Source organism: Pseudomonas sp. FW305-7, from assembly GCF_058786735.1.
Genome location: NZ_JBYSZA010000005.1, coordinates 86,057 through 100,851, shown reverse-complemented (window position 1 = coordinate 100,851; position 14,795 = coordinate 86,057). Strand labels below are relative to the sequence as shown.

Sequence of the window (14,795 nt, the reverse complement as noted above, 5' to 3'; positions counted from 1 at the left end):
ATTCCGGGTACAACCGAGATCCCTGTAGGAGCGAGCCTGCTCGCGATAGCGGGGGGTCAGGCAGCAAGGATATCGGCTGACCGGATGCCATCGCGAGCAGGCTCACTCCTACAGTATTCAGTGGTGTTCACAAAATTCGGGCCCGCCCGAGATCCCCGTGGGAGCGAGCCTGCTCGCGAAGACGGAGTGTCAGCAGCGAAGAAGTCTGCTGACCTGACGCCATCGCTGGCAAGCCAGCTCCCACAGGTTTCAGTGGTGTGCACATATTCCGGGTACAACCGAGATCCCCTGTGGGAGCTGGCTTGCCAGCGATGGCGTTCTTCCGGTTACCGAAAATCCCCGATCTGCACCCACCTTGCGCATCCCCGCCAACCCTGCCCTTCAGCAGTGCGCACTAAGCAGTTTTTTCATTGTTCGCAGCCAACAATTTCCTGATTTTCCTCACCGCGCACATGGGCCACCATCGATCTCGCCAGCCCAAGTGGTTCACGCCAGAGTCCAGCAGAGACCGCAGTGTGCATTCACAGCATTTGGCGCTGGCCGTACTGCCCATGACAAAACTAAATCAACAGCGTCGGGAGTGCTCCATGATCAAGTCCTTGTGTATTCGTCTCGCTCATCCTCTGGCAATCACCGCTCTGGCCGCCACAGTCGCCACCAGCGCCGAGGCCGGCACCCTGTCCATCGGCCACACCACGTGGGTCGGCTACGGCACGCTTTATCTGGCTCAGGACCTGGGCTATTTCAAGGAAAACGGCCTGACCGTCGAATTACCCGTGGTCGAAGAGGCCTCGATGTACATGGCCGCGCAGGCCTCCGGGCAACTGTCCGGCTCGGCGTCGACCATCGATGAAGTGCTCAAGTATCGCCCGCAATTCTGCTTCAAGGCTGTCGCGGCGCTGGATGACAGCCATGGTGGCGACGGCGTGCTGGTCGGCAAGGAGGTGAAGAGCCTGCAGGAACTCAAGGGCAAATCCGTGGCGGTGAACGAAGGCTCGACTTCGCAGTTCTGGCTCTCGTATCTGCTGAAAAAGAACGGCATGAAAATGAGCGACATCACCGTGCAGAACATGACCGCTGACGATGCCGCCACCGCGTTCATCGCCGGTCGCGTGCCGGCGGCGGTGACCTGGGAACCGCATCTGTCGATGGTGCGCGACAAGCAGCAAGGCAAGGTGTTGATCGACAGCAGCACCACGCCCGGGGTGATCGTCGATGTGGTAGCGCTCAACTGCAGCGTCATCGAAAAACAGCCGGAAGACGTCAAGGCCCTGGTCGCCGGTTTGTACAAAGCCGTGCAGTACACCAAGGATCATCCGGAAGATGCTTACAAGATCATGGCCAAAGGCGTTGGCGGTTATCTGTCCGATCCGAAGGAGCTGGCGGCTGCGGCGCAGGGCGTGCGCTTCTACGATCAGGCCATGAGCGAAAAACTCCTCGGCTCGCCGGGCCAGCCGGGTGACAGCGCCGCGTTGATCAAACTGGCCAACGAAACCGCCAGCGAGTTGCAGGGCAAACCCTACAACGTCAGCCATGACGATCTGGTCGACAACCGTTTCGTCAGCCCGCTCTAGGAGGTTTGCAATGTTCAAGCGCAATTCGTGGCTGAGCCGCAGCCTCACGCCGAAAACCGCTTTGCCGGTACCCGTGGTGTGGAGCGCCAGCGGTCTGGCCTGGGTGCTGTTGGTCGGCCTGTGGGCCGGGTTGTCCTATGGCGGCATCGTGCCGGGCATGTTCTTGCCTACCCCGGGTGCGGTGGTCGAAGCGGCCGTGCGGTTGAGCCGCGACGGCACCCTCGGCACGCATGTGTGGGCCAGCGTCGAAGTGGTCATGGTCGGTTTCATTGTGTCGTCGCTGGTGGCGGTGCCGCTGGGATTGCTGATGGGCAGCTTCCGCATCGTCCAGGCGTTTCTGGAACCGCTGGTGAACTTCATTCGCTATCTGCCGGTGACCTCGTTCGTGCCGCTGTTCATCCTGTGGATCGGCATCGGTCTGGAGCAGCGCGTATCAGTGATTATCTTCGGCGTGTTCTTCCAGCAACTGGTGATGATTGCCGATGTGTCGAAAGGCATTTCCAAGGATTTGATCAACGCCTCCTATACGTTAGGTTCCAACCGCCGCGATGCGGTGTTGCACGTGATCGCCCCAGCGTCGGTGCCGGGCGTGCTCGATACCTTGCGGGTGACCATGGGCTGGGCGTGGACCTATCTGGTGGTGGCCGAGCTGGTCGCGGCCTCCAGCGGCCTCGGTTATTTGAGCCTGAAAGCCATGCGCGGCTTTCAGGTTGACGTGATTTTCCTCGCCATCGCGATCATCGGCCTGCTCGGTCTGGTCACCGATCAACTGTTCCGCTTTCTCCGCTTGAGGGTTGCCGCATGGGCTCAGTGACTGCTGCCAATCATCGCTTTATCGAGCCGCTCGCGGCACCGGCGCAAGCCGCGCCACGCTTGCAGGTGGACAAGGTCAGCCTGCGTTACAAGAGGCCCGATGGCGGAACGTTTACCGCGCTGGAAGAGGTGTCGTTCGAGGTGCCGGATCAGCAATTCGCCGTGCTGGTCGGGCCGTCGGGTTGCGGCAAGTCGAGCCTGTTGTACCTGACCGCCGGCCTGGCTGAACCGACTTCCGGCGAGATCTACGTTGGCGGCCAGCAAGTGCAAGGTCCCGGCGCGGATCGCGGCATGGTCTTTCAGAGCTATACGTTGTTCCCGTGGCTGACGGTGCGGCAGAACGTCGAGTTCGGCCTCAAGCGTCGTGGCCTGCCGGCGGCGCGGCGCAAGGAGATTGTCGATTATTACGTCAACGAAGTCGGCCTCACCGGGTTCGCCGACAATTACGCCAAACAGCTCTCGGGCGGGATGATGCAGCGTGTCGCCATTGCTCGGGCGCTGGCCAATGATCCGCAGATTTTGCTGATGGACGAACCGTTCGGTGCGCTGGATAGCCAGACGCGTTTGCAGATGCAGCAACTGTTGCTGCGGGTGTGGGGCAACAGCAAGAAAACCGTGCTGTTTGTCACCCATGACATCGACGAAGCGATTCTGCTCGGCGACCGGGTCTATGTGATGGGCGCGAAACCGGGGCGGATCAAACAGATTCTCGATGTACCGATCGAGCGGCCACGCTCACTGGACATGGTTATGGAGCGCTCGTTCATCGACATGAAACGGCAGATCTTCGGGCTGCTGCATGATGATCTGGAAGAAGTGCACTGATGCGCTGATACACCAGCTCTGTGGGAGCGAGCTTGCTCGAGAATGCGCTGGATCAGGTCACACATTCATCGACTGACACTACGCCTTCGCGAGCAAGCTCGCTCCCACAGGGGGATGTGTGCGGGCTGTTGGCGAGGTCAGTTCACGGCACGGCAAACACGGTTTTGACCCATCCCTGCAGGGTGTATTTCTGGTAGACGTGTTCAGGCACGTCGACATACGGATCCGTAATGAACCGCTCCGGAATCACCGGGTTGGCCTCATCGATGACCAGAATGTTCGTCGGGTTGTAAAAGTCGTAGTCGACCACGCTCTTGTTGGTGGTGATGACTTTCTTCCGTGAGGCCATGGCCTCGAAGAAACGGAAGCTCAACCCGGCCTGACCGGGCTTGGCAATGTCGAGAATGATCCGCGAGCGCTTGACCAATTCACCCACCGACTCCAGCGACATTCTCTGCTCGAAAAATGTGATGCCCGGATGCGCGCCCGAGACCGGTTTGCACTGGACCAGAAACTTGTAATCGGTGACTCCGAGGCGATCGAACTCCTGCGCCAGCCCTTCAAGTGCCGGCACCCGATCCTTGCCCGCCATCACCACAAACGCCGAGTATTCACCGGGCTCGCCGTCGGCGATGTAGTCGTCGTAGATGAAGTTGTAGAGTTTTTTCAGGCCGTAGCTTTCGGCATTCTCCGGGTCGAAGGAAAACACCTCGTCATAACCGGCAAGCGCTTCGCGGGTCATCGGCCAGCGACTGAAACTGTCGTAGAGGTAAGCGATCTTGCGGTCGCAGGCATTGAGGGCAGCGGTCAGTTGCCTGGGTTCGATTTGCGCCGGATTGATGATCAACCCGACGTCAAAGCGCGCCGATGCACCGAGGCTCTTCTTGAACTGGCGCAACTGCGCCCAGCGCTTCAGAGGGCGGCGGAGGATCTTCGGGGCTCGATCAAAACGGTTGGACAGCGACGATGTATCGATGAAGCACACATCGTTGTCACGTTTCAGGTAGTCAGCCAGTTTGCCGGCGTAACCGCCGATGTCCTTGCACACCAGTAAGATTTTCATGCGAGTTCCATTTCTTCAATTCGGGGCTGACGCCATGTTCGGTGGGGCTGGCTGGCAGTTTGCTCACGCCGGTTGCTAGGGCGCGACGGGGAGCAGGAAGCGGGCAATCACCGGCAAATGATCGGAGATACGCAGCGTATCGTCCTGACGGACCGTTGCCTGGATCCGTTTGATCTTCGGGCTGTAGAACAGATAGTCGACCGTACGATCCGGGCCATTGAGGCCGGGGTCGTTGGGGTAGTGGGTCAACCACTGTGCACGGTCGATGCCGCTCGCTTCGTTGTTGGTCGGGATCATCGGGTATTTGTCCCACAGCAGGTGCAGCTCGCTGTCGGCGGAGTACGGCCTGCGCTGTTCGGCAGGCAAGCGACGATATTGGCCAAGCGGCAACAGATTGAAATCGCCACCGATCAGCCACGGCAAGCCCTGGCTTTCATACTTGTCGAGCACCTTGGCCACGGCGGCCACTTGCGCCTGCAAGGTGTCGTCCGGTTGGCTGGCGCGCTCCAGATGGGTGTTGAATACGGTGAGTTGCCCGCCGTCGCTGAGCGGCAGTTTGGTCGCCAGCAGCGCATCTTTCGGCTGGAACTGGCGACTGATGAAATTGCTTGATGCCACTGGCAATTGCAGGCGTTCGGCATGCTCGATGCGGTAGCGGCTGAGCGTCGCCAGTTGTCGGCCAACGCTGCCGAAGATGTGTGGTTCAGGGACGAAATCGGCTTTCCAGTCAAACGCACTGGCGCTGCACGGATACAGATCGGCCACGCGTTCCTGCAACAATTTGAGCTGGTCCTGATAGTCGCTGGCCTTGGCACCGTCATCCAGTTCCTGCAACAACACCACATCGGGCTGTTCGTCGCGGATCACCCGTGCCACTTCATCAAGGCTGAAGGCCATGTCTTCCAGCGTTGGTGCTTCGTCGTCGCCTTGGGCCTGGTCGTTCCAGAACACGTAACGCTTGCCCGCCAGGTACTGCACGTTCCAGGTCATGACTTTCAGCGCTTGCCCGGGCACCAGCGTCGGCGGCGTTCCGGTACAGCTGACCGGCAGGGTTTCCCGGGCGTCGGGGCGCCAGGTCAGGCCAAAGATCAGCCCGCCAATAAGCGCGATGGCGAGCACAACAAGGAGCAGGGTGTAGCGCAGCAGGCGGGTCATGGCTCGGCTTATAGCGTTACAGAAAGTGGCCCCGAGCATACCCGAGTGCGCCGCCGTCGCCCAAGGCCAAAACCGTCAGACCGATCTGTCGCGCTTGTCGGGCAGTTCACTGATCAGCATGAACAGACGGAACAGCACCACGCTGGTGAACAGTTGCAGGAAACTGTGGGCACTGTCGATCAGTACGGCAAGTGCCGGGTTCTGCGGGTCTGGATAGACCTGCAGGGTCAAGCCCTTGAGCAGCCACAGCGGTCCCATCACACAGAGAATGCACAGCAGGATCCGCCAGAAATGCCCACGGGTCAGGCGCAGGCTTTCCTTCATCGCGTGCAATGGATTGAGGCCGCGCAGCACCAGCAGGTATTCGCCGAACGCCAGCATCACCATCAGGATCAGCCCCGGCAGGAAGTAAAGCGAAAGCCCCAGCAGAATCAGCAACGTGTTGAGCGCCGTGAGCAGGGCGAAACGCGGCCACAACCGGGCAGACATCGCCAGCAGGTCGAGGGTGCGCGGGGCTTCGCCACGGGTGCGGGCGTCGAGAAACAGGATCAGCGCGGCGGTGTACAACGGATAGACCAGCAGCCCGACAATGATGCTGTAAGCCGAGAAACTGTCCGGATCGCTGGCGCGGTCGACCACTTGTTGCAGCAATGCTTCGACGATCACCAGCGGCAGGCACAACTGCACGATGCTGGCCAAATGGCGTTTGAAAAAATACAGAGAGTCGCGCAGCACTTCTAAGGCATTCATCAGTCGGTATCGCAGGTCGAAAACAGTGGCTCACTTTAACCGATGATGCGCGGGGCGACACAAACGTAAACATTCGGTAAAGGTCGTTGAAACATCCTGTCACTGTCTCCATTACAGGAGAGCACCTTGTCCACAGTGGGCGAGGGCAACGTTATCCCGGCAATCTACGAGGTCGCCATGAACAGCGAAGAGCAAACCCTGATCGATGGACTGTTTTCCCGGCTGCAACAAGCCGAAACGGAGGCAGCCCCGCGTGACGCCCAGGCCGAGGCGCGGATCAAGGAACACCTGACACGCCAGCCGGCCGCAGGTTATTTCATGACCCAGGCGATTCTGGTGCAAGAGGCGGCGCTCAAAAGCCTCGACGAGCAGAACAAGCAACTGACCCAGCAGGTTCAGCGTCTGCAGGCCGAACTGCAATCGGCCAAGGCGCAAAGTGCGGCACCGGCACCAAGCGGCGGCGGTGGTTTCCTGTCGAGCATCTTCGGTGGCAGCCCACGCCCGGCGCCGACCCAGAGCGCCCCGGCGTCCACTGGCGGCTGGCGCGAACCAGCGCCGCAGCAGAATTTTGGTAATCCGGCCCCGCAACAGAATTTCGGCGCACCGCCACCGAACTACGCGCAGCAAGCGGCCCCGGCAGCGGGCAGCAGCTTCCTCGGTGGCGCATTGAAAACCGCTGCGGGTGTGGCGGGCGGCGTGATGCTGGCGCAAGGTATCAGCAGCCTGTTCCACCACAACCAGCAGCCGGAAGAAATTGTTGAGGTAATCAAGGAAGAGCCGGCGCAGGTGGCTGACCAGAGCAACAACGACTGGGGCAACGATCAGCGCATGGCAGGCAATGACCAAGGCGGATTTACCGATACCGACTACAGCGATGACAACTCATCGTTCTTCGATGACGACGATTCCTTTGTCTGACCCCCACATTTCTCAGCTTTGATACCAGACCTGTGGTGAGGGGATTCATCCCCGATGGGCAGCGCAACGACCCCAGAAATGGGACTGCTGCGCAGTCCGTCGGGGATAAATCCCCTCACCACATTCACCATTCGTCAGTAGCACTTCGGCGCCTGCCGGTGTTTATTCGCTGAAACTTCCTCATGGCTGGCATACTGGGCGCCTTTTTCGGGCCAGGCGCCTGATCCCGCTTCGGGCGCTTGCGCGCTCACAGGAACTCCGGTGAAAAAAATCGCAGTGTTCGCCGACGTACAGAACCTCTATTACACCGTGCGTCAGGCCTATGGTTGCCATTTCAACTACGCCGCGCTGTGGGCCGACATCAGCAAGGACGGGCAGATCGTCGAGGCCTACGCCTACGCGATCGACCGTGGTGACAGCAAGCAGCAGCAGTTTCAGCAGATTCTGCGCAACCTCGGTTTCACCGTGAAGCTCAAGCCGTACATCCAGCGCAGCGACGGCTCGGCCAAGGGCGACTGGGACGTGGGCATCACCCTCGACATCATGGACGCCGCCGATCACGTTGACGAAATCGTCCTGGCCTCCGGTGACGGTGACTTCGACATGCTGCTCGAACGCATCATCAGCAAGCACGGCGTGCAAGCCGTAGCCTATGGCGTGCCGGGCCTGACCGCCAACTCGCTGATCCGCGCCGCCAGCCGTTATGTGCCGATCGAAGGCGCGCTGCTGCTGAAGAACTAAGCGACTACTCAAGAATTGAACGGAGTTAAACCCGGTTTGGAACGCATTGCAGTCATCGACTTTGAAACCACCGGCCTCTCGCCGAACAGCAGCTGTCGCGCCACGGAAATCGCCGTGGTCATGCTGGAAAACGGCCGCATCGTCGAGCGTTACCAAAGCCTGATGAACGCTGGCGTGCGAGTCCCCGCATTTATCGAGCAACTGACCGGCATCAGCAACGCCATGCTGCGCACCGCGCCCCCGGCCGAGCGGGTGATGGAAGAGGTCAACGAATTCGTCGGCTGCACGCCACTGGTTGCGCACAACGCTTCGTTCGACCAGAAGTTCTGGGATTTCGAACTGGGGCGGATCAAGCGCACGCGGTTGCAGAACTTTGCCTGTTCGCTACTGCTGGCCCGCCGCTTGATGCCGGCCGCGCCAAACCACAAACTCGGCACCCTCACCACGTTCGCGCGATTGCCGCATACCGGCCAGGCTCACCGGGCCATGGCCGATGCCGAGATGGCGGCCAACCTGATTGCGCATCTGGCTGAAGAGTTGCGCAGCAAGCACGGCGTGCGCGAGCTGTCGCACGACCTGCTGTGCAAATTGCAGAAAGTCCCTGCCGCCAAAGTCACGGAACACTTGCAGCGCTTTCGCTGATTTTCAGGCAAATAAATTACCTGTGGGAGCGGGCTTGCCCGCGATGGCTTACCGTCTGCCACCCAAATTGTTGGATGTGATGGCCTCATCGCGGGCAAGCCCGCTCCCACAGGGGGCATCATCGTCCTCAGGATTTGCCGTTGCCTTCGATCTGCCCCAGCGGCACGCGTTTTTCGATGGCGCTCGACAACACAATCGAGGTCTTGCTGAAGCCGAACTTCGCCACCCGGTTGATCAACTCCTCCAGCTCCGGCATCGAGCCCACCGCGCCCTTCATCATCACGCAGGGATCGCCCGTGACTCGAAAGCACTCGGTGAGTTGCGGGATTTTCACCAGTTCGTCGTAGACCTTTTGACTGCCGTTCTGGTGCAGACGCAATTCGATCATGCACTGGATCGGCAAGCCGATTTTCGACAGGTCGATTTTCGCCTCATACCCGGTAATCACCCCGGCTGCCTCAAGCTTGGCCACGCGTTCGGCGACGGCGGGGGCGGAGAGGTTCACTTTGCGCGCCAGATCGGCGTAGGACGCGCGTCCGTTTTCGAGCAGAGCGCTGAGCAGCATGCGGTCGTATTTGTCCAAGGCTGAACTCCTGAAAATGCCAGACTTTCGAAATCGTGGTTTATCCCGTTGATCTCCGTGCTTTCAAAAGTGTACCGGCGCGATAAACAGGTTTTGTAACTTATTTTTGCTCACCGGCCTTTCTAGAATAATTCATCCGCTACCTCTGACATTCGAGCTGCCCATGCCTGCCTTGCGCCGTTTTTCCTTACCTCTGATCGCCGCGTTTTTTGCGTTGTATGTGATTTGGGGGTCAACCTATCTGGTGATCCGCATCGGCGTTGAGTACTGGCCGCCGCTGATGCTCGGCGGTGTGCGTTTCGTGATCGCGGGGACGTTGATGTACGCCTTCCTGCGCTGGCGCGGGGCACCGGCGCCGACTTGGGCGCAGTGGAAAGCGGCGGGGATCATCGGGATTTTGCTGCTCAGTTTCGGTAACGGCGCGGTCAGTGTTGCCGAGCACACCGGGGTGGCGTCCGGCGTTGCGGCATTGGCGGTGGCGACGGTGCCGCTGTTCACGTTGCTCTGTGGCTATTTCTGGGGGGCGCGCAATACCCGCCTTGAATGGGCCGGGGTGGCGCTGGGGATCATCGGCATCGCCATGCTCAACATGGGCTCCAACCTGCAATCGAGTCCGATGGGCGCGGCGTTGCTGATTTTTGCGGCGGCGACCTGGGCGTTCGGTTCGGTGTGGAGCAAGCACTTGCCGTTGCCGCAAGGGGCGATGGCCAGTGCCGTGGAAATGCTGGTCGGCGGCGTGGCTCTGCTGATCGGCAGTGCGGTGAGTGGCGAACATCTGCAAGCCGTGCCCCCCGTGGAAGGCTGGCTGGCGCTGGCGTACCTGATCTTTTTCGGTTCGATCATCGCCTTCAATTCCTACATGTACTTGCTCAAGCACGTGCGTCCGGCGGCGGCGACCAGTTATGCCTACGTCAACCCGGCGGTGGCGGTGTTGCTGGGGATTGTGTTTGTCGGCGAGACCATCGGGATCGAAGAAGCACTGGCGATGCTGGTGATCATCAGTGCCGTGGTACTGATCGGTCTGCCACAGTGGCGGCGCCCGGCGCAGCCGCTCGTCGTGGAGCCGCCGAAGACAGCCATTCCGACTGAGCAGCGTGTGAATTAGGGTAAACTGCGCGCAATTGCATCCTTGTTTTGCGCAACCGCGCTGATTTTTCCTACGGTACTCCCATGACTTTCGCCTCCCTTGGCCTGATCGAACCCTTGCTGCGCTCCCTCGAGACGCTCGGCTACCAGACCCCGACGCCGGTGCAGGCGCAAGCCATTCCGGCCGTTCTGGCCGGCCGTGACCTGATGGCTGCGGCCCAGACCGGCACTGGCAAGACCGCCGGTTTCGCTTTGCCGCTGTTGCAGTTGCTGACCATGGAAGGGCCGAAAGTCACAGCGAATTCGGCGCGTGCGCTGATTCTGGTGCCGACCCGAGAGTTGGCCGAGCAGGTTCATGAGTCTGTGCGCCAGTACGCCGAAAACCTGCCGTTGCGCACTTATGCGGTGTACGGCGGCGTCAGCATCAACCCACAGATGATGAAACTGCGCGGTGGCGTTGATGTGCTGGTCGCAACGCCCGGTCGCCTGATCGACCTGTTCCGCCAGAACGCGCTGAAACTCGATCAGTTGCAAACTCTGGTGCTGGATGAAGCCGATCGTATGCTCGACCTCGGTTTCTCCGAAGAACTGGCGAACATTTACCGCATGCTGCCGAAGAAGCGCCAGACCCTGCTGTTCTCGGCGACCTTCTCCGACGACATCCGCCTGCTGGCCGGGCAGATGCTCAACGATCCGCTGAGCATCGAAGTCAGCCCGCGCAACGTCGCCGCCAACACCGTCAAACAGTGGATCGTGACGGTGGACAAGAAGCGCAAGGCCGAACTGTTCGTGCACCTGATGCGCAAGAACAAGTGGAAGCAAGTGCTGGTGTTCGCCAAGACCCGCAATGGTGTGGATGCGTTGGTGGAAAAACTTCAGGGCCTGGGCGTGAACGCCGATGGCATCCACGGCGACAAACCGCAGGCAACTCGTCAGCGTGCGCTGGATCGTTTCAAACTCAGTGAAGTGCAGATTCTGGTGGCTACCGACGTGGCGGCCCGTGGTCTGGACATCGAAGATTTGCCGCTGGTGGTCAACTTCGACCTGCCGATCGTGGCTGAGGATTACATCCACCGTATCGGCCGTACTGGCCGTGCCGGTGCGACGGGCGAGGCGATCTCGCTGGTGTGTGCCGATGAAGTGAACATGCTCTCGGCGATCGAGATGCTCACGCGTCAGACGCTGAAGCGTCAGAACGAACCGGACTTCGAACCTGAACACCGCGTGCCGGATACCGACGCCAGCGGTCAGGTGATCAAGAAGCCGAAGAAACCGAAAAAGCCGAAGACGTCTGGCGGTGGTGGCAAGCGCAATTTGGGCAAGTGGGTCGATAGCGGCGAGACGCAGGCGCCGGAGCCTTCGATCAAGCCTGTGCGCAAGGTGCCGGTATTCAACACCGGGCCGCGCAAGCGTAAACCTTAATATTCGCTGCACCTGTAAGGCCGCTATCGCGAGCAGGCTCACTCCTACATTGGAACGCATTCCCCTGTAGGAGTGAGCCTGCTCGCGAAGGGCGCAACGCGGTCTTCAGTCCTTGCGCAACCACTCCAGCATCCCAAAACCCGCAGCCCGCCCGCTGGCAAAACACCCCGTCAGCAGATACCCGCCCGTCGGCGCTTCCCAATCCAGCATCTCACCCGCACAGAACACCCCCGGCAACGCCTTGAGCATCAATCGCTCATCCATCGCTTCGAACGTCACGCCACCGGCGCTGCTGATCGCCTCGTCCAGCGGCCGGGTTTTGATCAACGTCAGCGGCAACGCCTTGATTGCCCGAGCCAACAACGCTGGATCGGCAAAGGTCGCAGCGTCAGTGAGTTCACGCAACAGCGCGGCTTTCACCCCGTCAATCCCGACCTGACTGTGCAGATGCTTGGCCATCGAGCGCGAGCCACGCGGTTTGCTCAACGCAGCCTGCAATTTATCCACAGGTCGGCCCGGCAGCAGATCAATGTGAACAGTGGCTGAGCCATGCACATTGATCGCTTCGCGAATCGGTGCCGACAGCGCGTAGATCAAACTCCCTTCAATGCCGGTCGCGGTGATCACGCATTCGCCCAAGCGCGGAATGTCATCGTTCAAACCGATGGCGATATTTTTCAGCGGCGCCCCGGCGAATTTGCTCACGAGCAATTCGCTCCAGGCTTGCACCTCGAAGCCACAATTGCTCGGCTGTAACGGCGCCAGTCCTACGCCGCGCTGCTCCAGGGGCAGCATCCATGCGCCGTCCGAACCCAGCCGCGACCAACTGCCGCCGCCAAGGGCGAGCAGGGTGGCGTCCGGTTTGAGGGTTATTTCGCCGTCGGGGCTGGCGATGCGCAGTGCGCCGGTTTCATCCCAGCCGAGCCAGCGATGGCGGGTGTGGATAACCACGCCACTTTCGCGCAGGCGTTTGAGCCAGGCGCGCAGCAGCGGGGCGGCTTTCATGTCGGTGGGGAATACACGGCCGGAGCTGCCGATAAACGTCTCGATGCCCAGGTCGTGAATCCAGCGGCACAGCGCGTCGGCATCGAAGCCGCGCAGCAGCGGAGCAATGTGCGGGGCGCGTTCGGCGTAGCGTGAGAGAAATGCCGGATAGGGTTCGGAGTGGGTGATGTTCATGCCGCCGACGCCAGCCAGCAGGAACTTGCGGCCCACCGAGGGCATGCCGTCGTAGAGGTCGACGCGCACTCCGACCTGGCTCAGCACTTCGGCGGCCATCAGGCCGGCGGGGCCACCCCCGATAATGGCGATGTGAGCGGGGAGGGCGGCGGGAGTCTGGGTCATGGCGTGCGCTGCGGTCTGGCGGGATAAGGCGCGCATTCTAACAGCGCAAACCAATGTGAGAGATGGGAGATCCTTGTGGGAGCGAGCCTGCTCGCGAAAGCGCCAGGTCAGTCAGTTAAATCCTGAATGTCCGGACGCCTTCGCGAGCAGGCTCGCTCCCACCGGGGAATTTTCGTGCGTTTCAATAACTGGTTGAAAATTGATCAGCGTGCTGCAGGCCATAGCCAGCATGGCCTGTAGTCCCTTTCGCTCAGGTTATCCACAGGCCGTTCCACAGCGATTGTGGGTAACGCAGCACAACTCAATGACAGCCGTGTGACTGCCAGACCCGCTGCGCGCTGTGATGAAGAATGCCGTGGCGGCGGGCGAGGGCGTGGCGGTCCTTGCTGTAACCGCCGCCAATGACGCCGACCACCGGGATATCGCGACCCAGGCAGTGGCGCATCACGCTTTCATCGCGGGCGGCGACGCCTTCATCGGTCAGTTGCAGATAACCGAGGGCGTCGTCCTTGTGCACATCGACGCCAGCGTCATATAGCACGAGATCCGGTTGATACAGCGGCAGTAAATAGTTGAGCGCGTCGTCCACCACGTTCAAGTAATCGGCGTCGCCCATGCCTTTGGGCAGCGGAATGTCCCAGTCGCTTTCGGCTTTGCGTGCAGGAAAGTTCTTCTCGCAGTGCAGGGAAACGGTGATCGCCTCCGGGGTGTCGTGGAGGATCCGCGCAGTGCCGTCGCCCTGATGCACATCGCAATCGAAGATCAGCACCCGGTTCACCCGGCCGCTTTGCAGCAGATAGTGGCTGATGATCGCCAGGTCATTGAAGATGCAAAACCCGGCCGGGTAGTCGTAATGGGCGTGATGCGTGCCGCCCGCCAAGTGACAGGCCAAACCGTGCTCCAGGGCTTTTTCCGCCGCCAGTATCGAGCCGCCAACCGCGCGGACGGTACGCCGGGCCAATGCTTCGTTCCACGGCAGGCCGAGGCGCCGCTGGTCTTCGCGGGACAACTCGCCGCTCATGTAGCGCTCGATATAACGACGGTCATGGGCGAGGGCGAGGATGTCGTTGGGGCAGATTTCCGGGCGCAGTAGCTCGGCGTCGCTTGTCAGGCCGCTGTCGACCAGGTGATCGCGCAGCAAGCGGAACTTGTCCATGGGAAAGCGGTGATCCGCCGGGAATTCCGGGCTGTAGTCTTCGTGGTAGATCAGCGGCAGTGGCATGGTGATTTCATGTAGGAAACGTAGGAAAGAGTGAAGGATCCTACCAGCGATGTAGACTTGCGGCATGGAAACGGAGGGGCACGATGGAGCCGATACTGGAACTTGAAAGCGCACGCCTGCAGATGCGTCAGTGGCAGGACGAAGATTTGCCGGCATTTGCGGCGATGTGTGCCGATCCGCAGGTGATGCGCTACTTTCCCGCCCCGTTGAGTCGACTGGAAAGCGCCGCGTTGATCGGCCGTGTGCGTGGGCATTTTGCCGAGCACGGTTATGGCCTCTGGGCGCTGGAGCGCAAGGACAGCGGCGAGTTCATCGGTTTCACCGGCCTGGGCGTGGTCGGTTTCGATGCGCCGTTCACCCCGGCGGTGGAAATCGGCTGGCGTCTGGCCAAGGAACATTGGGGCCTCGGTTACGCCAGTGAAGCAGCCTGGACCGCTCTGCGTTGCGGTTTTGATCGGTTGGCGCTGAAGGAGATCGTGGCCTTCACCGCGCAAAGCAATATGCCGTCGGAAAAAGTCATGCAGGCGATCGGCATGCATCACGATCCTGATGAGGATTTTGATCATCCGAAACTCGCCGTCGATCACCCGTTACGAAGACATGTGCTGTACCGCATCACCCGGGAGCAGTGGCTGCAAACCTTGCATGGATAAGCCG

At 60.6% G+C, this 14,795-nt stretch carries 15 protein-coding genes; 9 read left to right on the top strand and 6 right to left on the bottom strand.

Translation table 11 applies throughout. The features are described from left to right. Window positions 1-587: 587 nt before the first annotated feature. Genes AC3WMT_RS09000 through AC3WMT_RS08990 form a run of 3 tightly spaced genes read left to right on the top strand, consistent with a single transcriptional unit; the run spans window position 588 to window position 3,212 of the window. Window positions 588-1,574 (top strand): ABC transporter substrate-binding protein, encoded by a 987-nt coding sequence (locus AC3WMT_RS09000; RefSeq protein ID WP_103303658.1) that lies wholly within the window; start codon window positions 588-590, stop codon window positions 1,572-1,574. Between the two features lie 10 nt (window positions 1,575-1,584). After that, on the top strand, window positions 1,585-2,388 hold the full coding sequence (locus tag AC3WMT_RS08995; protein WP_103303657.1) for an ABC transporter permease: 804 nt from the start codon (window positions 1,585-1,587) through the stop codon (window positions 2,386-2,388). Then, complete coding sequence (locus tag AC3WMT_RS08990; RefSeq protein WP_103303656.1) at window positions 2,376-3,212, top strand: ABC transporter ATP-binding protein; 837 nt, start codon at window positions 2,376-2,378, stop codon at window positions 3,210-3,212. The genes AC3WMT_RS08995 and AC3WMT_RS08990 overlap by 13 nt, the downstream gene beginning before the upstream one ends. 142 nt (window positions 3,213-3,354) lie before the next feature. On the opposite strand, the gene AC3WMT_RS08985 is transcribed toward AC3WMT_RS08990, so the two are convergent. The 3 genes from AC3WMT_RS08985 to AC3WMT_RS08975 form a co-directional block, all read right to left on the bottom strand. Next, on the bottom strand, window positions 3,355-4,275 hold the full coding sequence (locus AC3WMT_RS08985; protein WP_103303655.1) for a WaaS/CpsH family glycosyltransferase: 921 nt from the start codon (window positions 4,273-4,275) through the stop codon (window positions 3,355-3,357). Between the two features lie 75 nt (window positions 4,276-4,350). After that, a complete protein-coding gene (locus tag AC3WMT_RS08980; RefSeq protein ID WP_103303654.1) occupies window positions 4,351-5,430 on the bottom strand; it encodes an endonuclease/exonuclease/phosphatase family protein in 1,080 nt (359 codons plus the stop codon). A 75-nt stretch (window positions 5,431-5,505) separates the two neighbouring features. Next, a complete protein-coding gene (locus tag AC3WMT_RS08975; protein ID WP_103303653.1) occupies window positions 5,506-6,180 on the bottom strand; it encodes a YciC family protein in 675 nt (224 codons plus the stop codon). Between the two features lie 177 nt (window positions 6,181-6,357). Between AC3WMT_RS08975 and AC3WMT_RS08970 the strand changes: the two genes are divergently transcribed. The 3 genes from AC3WMT_RS08970 to AC3WMT_RS08960 all read left to right on the top strand — a co-directional run bounded on the left by AC3WMT_RS08970 (window position 6,358) and on the right by AC3WMT_RS08960 (window position 8,481). Continuing rightward, on the top strand, window positions 6,358-7,098 hold the full coding sequence (locus AC3WMT_RS08970; RefSeq protein ID WP_103303773.1) for a DUF2076 domain-containing protein: 741 nt from the start codon (window positions 6,358-6,360) through the stop codon (window positions 7,096-7,098). A gap of 261 nt (window positions 7,099-7,359) precedes the next feature. Further along, entirely contained in the window at window positions 7,360-7,839 is a 480-nt protein-coding gene (locus tag AC3WMT_RS08965; RefSeq protein WP_007949802.1) for a LabA-like NYN domain-containing protein, read from the top strand. Window positions 7,840-7,875: 36 nt separating this feature from the next. Then, window positions 7,876-8,481 (top strand): 3'-5' exonuclease, encoded by a 606-nt coding sequence (locus tag AC3WMT_RS08960; RefSeq protein WP_103303652.1) that lies wholly within the window; start codon window positions 7,876-7,878, stop codon window positions 8,479-8,481. Between the two features lie 127 nt (window positions 8,482-8,608). Here the strand turns inward: AC3WMT_RS08960 and AC3WMT_RS08955 are convergent, their stop codons facing one another. Beyond that, the gene (locus AC3WMT_RS08955; RefSeq protein WP_103303651.1) at window positions 8,609-9,064 is read right to left on the bottom strand and encodes an Lrp/AsnC family transcriptional regulator; all 456 of its coding nucleotides are present in this window, start codon (window positions 9,062-9,064) and stop codon (window positions 8,609-8,611) included. 163 nt (window positions 9,065-9,227) lie between these two features. Here AC3WMT_RS08955 and yedA point away from each other — a divergent pair, with 163 nt between their 5' ends. Beyond that, window positions 9,228-10,169 (top strand): drug/metabolite exporter YedA, encoded by a 942-nt coding sequence (gene yedA, locus AC3WMT_RS08950; protein WP_103303650.1) that lies wholly within the window; start codon window positions 9,228-9,230, stop codon window positions 10,167-10,169. A 65-nt stretch (window positions 10,170-10,234) separates the two neighbouring features. Beyond that, window positions 10,235-11,572, top strand: a complete 1,338-nt coding sequence (gene rhlE1, locus AC3WMT_RS08945; RefSeq protein WP_103303649.1) for an RNA helicase RhlE1 — start codon at window positions 10,235-10,237, stop codon at window positions 11,570-11,572. Window positions 11,573-11,677: 105 nt separating this feature from the next. On the opposite strand, the gene AC3WMT_RS08940 is transcribed toward rhlE1, so the two are convergent. Next, entirely contained in the window at window positions 11,678-12,916 is a 1,239-nt protein-coding gene (locus AC3WMT_RS08940; RefSeq protein ID WP_103303772.1) for a TIGR03862 family flavoprotein, read from the bottom strand. Between the two features lie 301 nt (window positions 12,917-13,217). Beyond that, window positions 13,218-14,138 carry a histone deacetylase family protein gene (locus tag AC3WMT_RS08935; protein WP_103303648.1) on the bottom strand — a complete coding sequence of 307 codons (921 nt, stop codon included), beginning with the start codon at window positions 14,136-14,138 and terminating at the stop codon, window positions 13,218-13,220. 83 nt (window positions 14,139-14,221) lie between these two features. Between AC3WMT_RS08935 and AC3WMT_RS08930 the strand changes: the two genes are divergently transcribed. Then, complete coding sequence (locus tag AC3WMT_RS08930; RefSeq protein ID WP_103303647.1) at window positions 14,222-14,791, top strand: GNAT family N-acetyltransferase; 570 nt, start codon at window positions 14,222-14,224, stop codon at window positions 14,789-14,791. Window positions 14,792-14,795 lie beyond the last annotated feature (4 nt).

Excerpts from the sequence above, each read along its gene's own strand:
- AC3WMT_RS09000 (WP_103303658.1), top strand. The coding sequence starts at position 588 with ATGATCAAGTCCTTGTGTATTCGTCTCGCTCATCCTCTGGCAATCACC.
- AC3WMT_RS08995 (WP_103303657.1), top strand. The coding sequence starts at position 1,585 with ATGTTCAAGCGCAATTCGTGGCTGAGCCGCAGCCTCACGCCGAAAACC.
- AC3WMT_RS08990 (WP_103303656.1), top strand. The coding sequence starts at position 2,376 with ATGGGCTCAGTGACTGCTGCCAATCATCGCTTTATCGAGCCGCTCGCG.
- AC3WMT_RS08985 (WP_103303655.1), bottom strand. The coding sequence starts at position 4,275 with ATGAAAATCTTACTGGTGTGCAAGGACATCGGCGGTTACGCCGGCAAA.
- AC3WMT_RS08980 (WP_103303654.1), bottom strand. The coding sequence starts at position 5,430 with ATGACCCGCCTGCTGCGCTACACCCTGCTCCTTGTTGTGCTCGCCATC.
- AC3WMT_RS08975 (WP_103303653.1), bottom strand. The coding sequence starts at position 6,180 with ATGAATGCCTTAGAAGTGCTGCGCGACTCTCTGTATTTTTTCAAACGC.
- AC3WMT_RS08970 (WP_103303773.1), top strand. The coding sequence starts at position 6,358 with ATGAACAGCGAAGAGCAAACCCTGATCGATGGACTGTTTTCCCGGCTG.
- yedA (WP_103303650.1), top strand. The coding sequence starts at position 9,228 with ATGCCTGCCTTGCGCCGTTTTTCCTTACCTCTGATCGCCGCGTTTTTT.
- rhlE1 (WP_103303649.1), top strand. The coding sequence starts at position 10,235 with ATGACTTTCGCCTCCCTTGGCCTGATCGAACCCTTGCTGCGCTCCCTC.
- AC3WMT_RS08940 (WP_103303772.1), bottom strand. The coding sequence starts at position 12,916 with ATGACCCAGACTCCCGCCGCCCTCCCCGCTCACATCGCCATTATCGGG.
- AC3WMT_RS08935 (WP_103303648.1), bottom strand. The coding sequence starts at position 14,138 with ATGCCACTGCCGCTGATCTACCACGAAGACTACAGCCCGGAATTCCCG.
- AC3WMT_RS08930 (WP_103303647.1), top strand. The coding sequence starts at position 14,222 with ATGGAGCCGATACTGGAACTTGAAAGCGCACGCCTGCAGATGCGTCAG.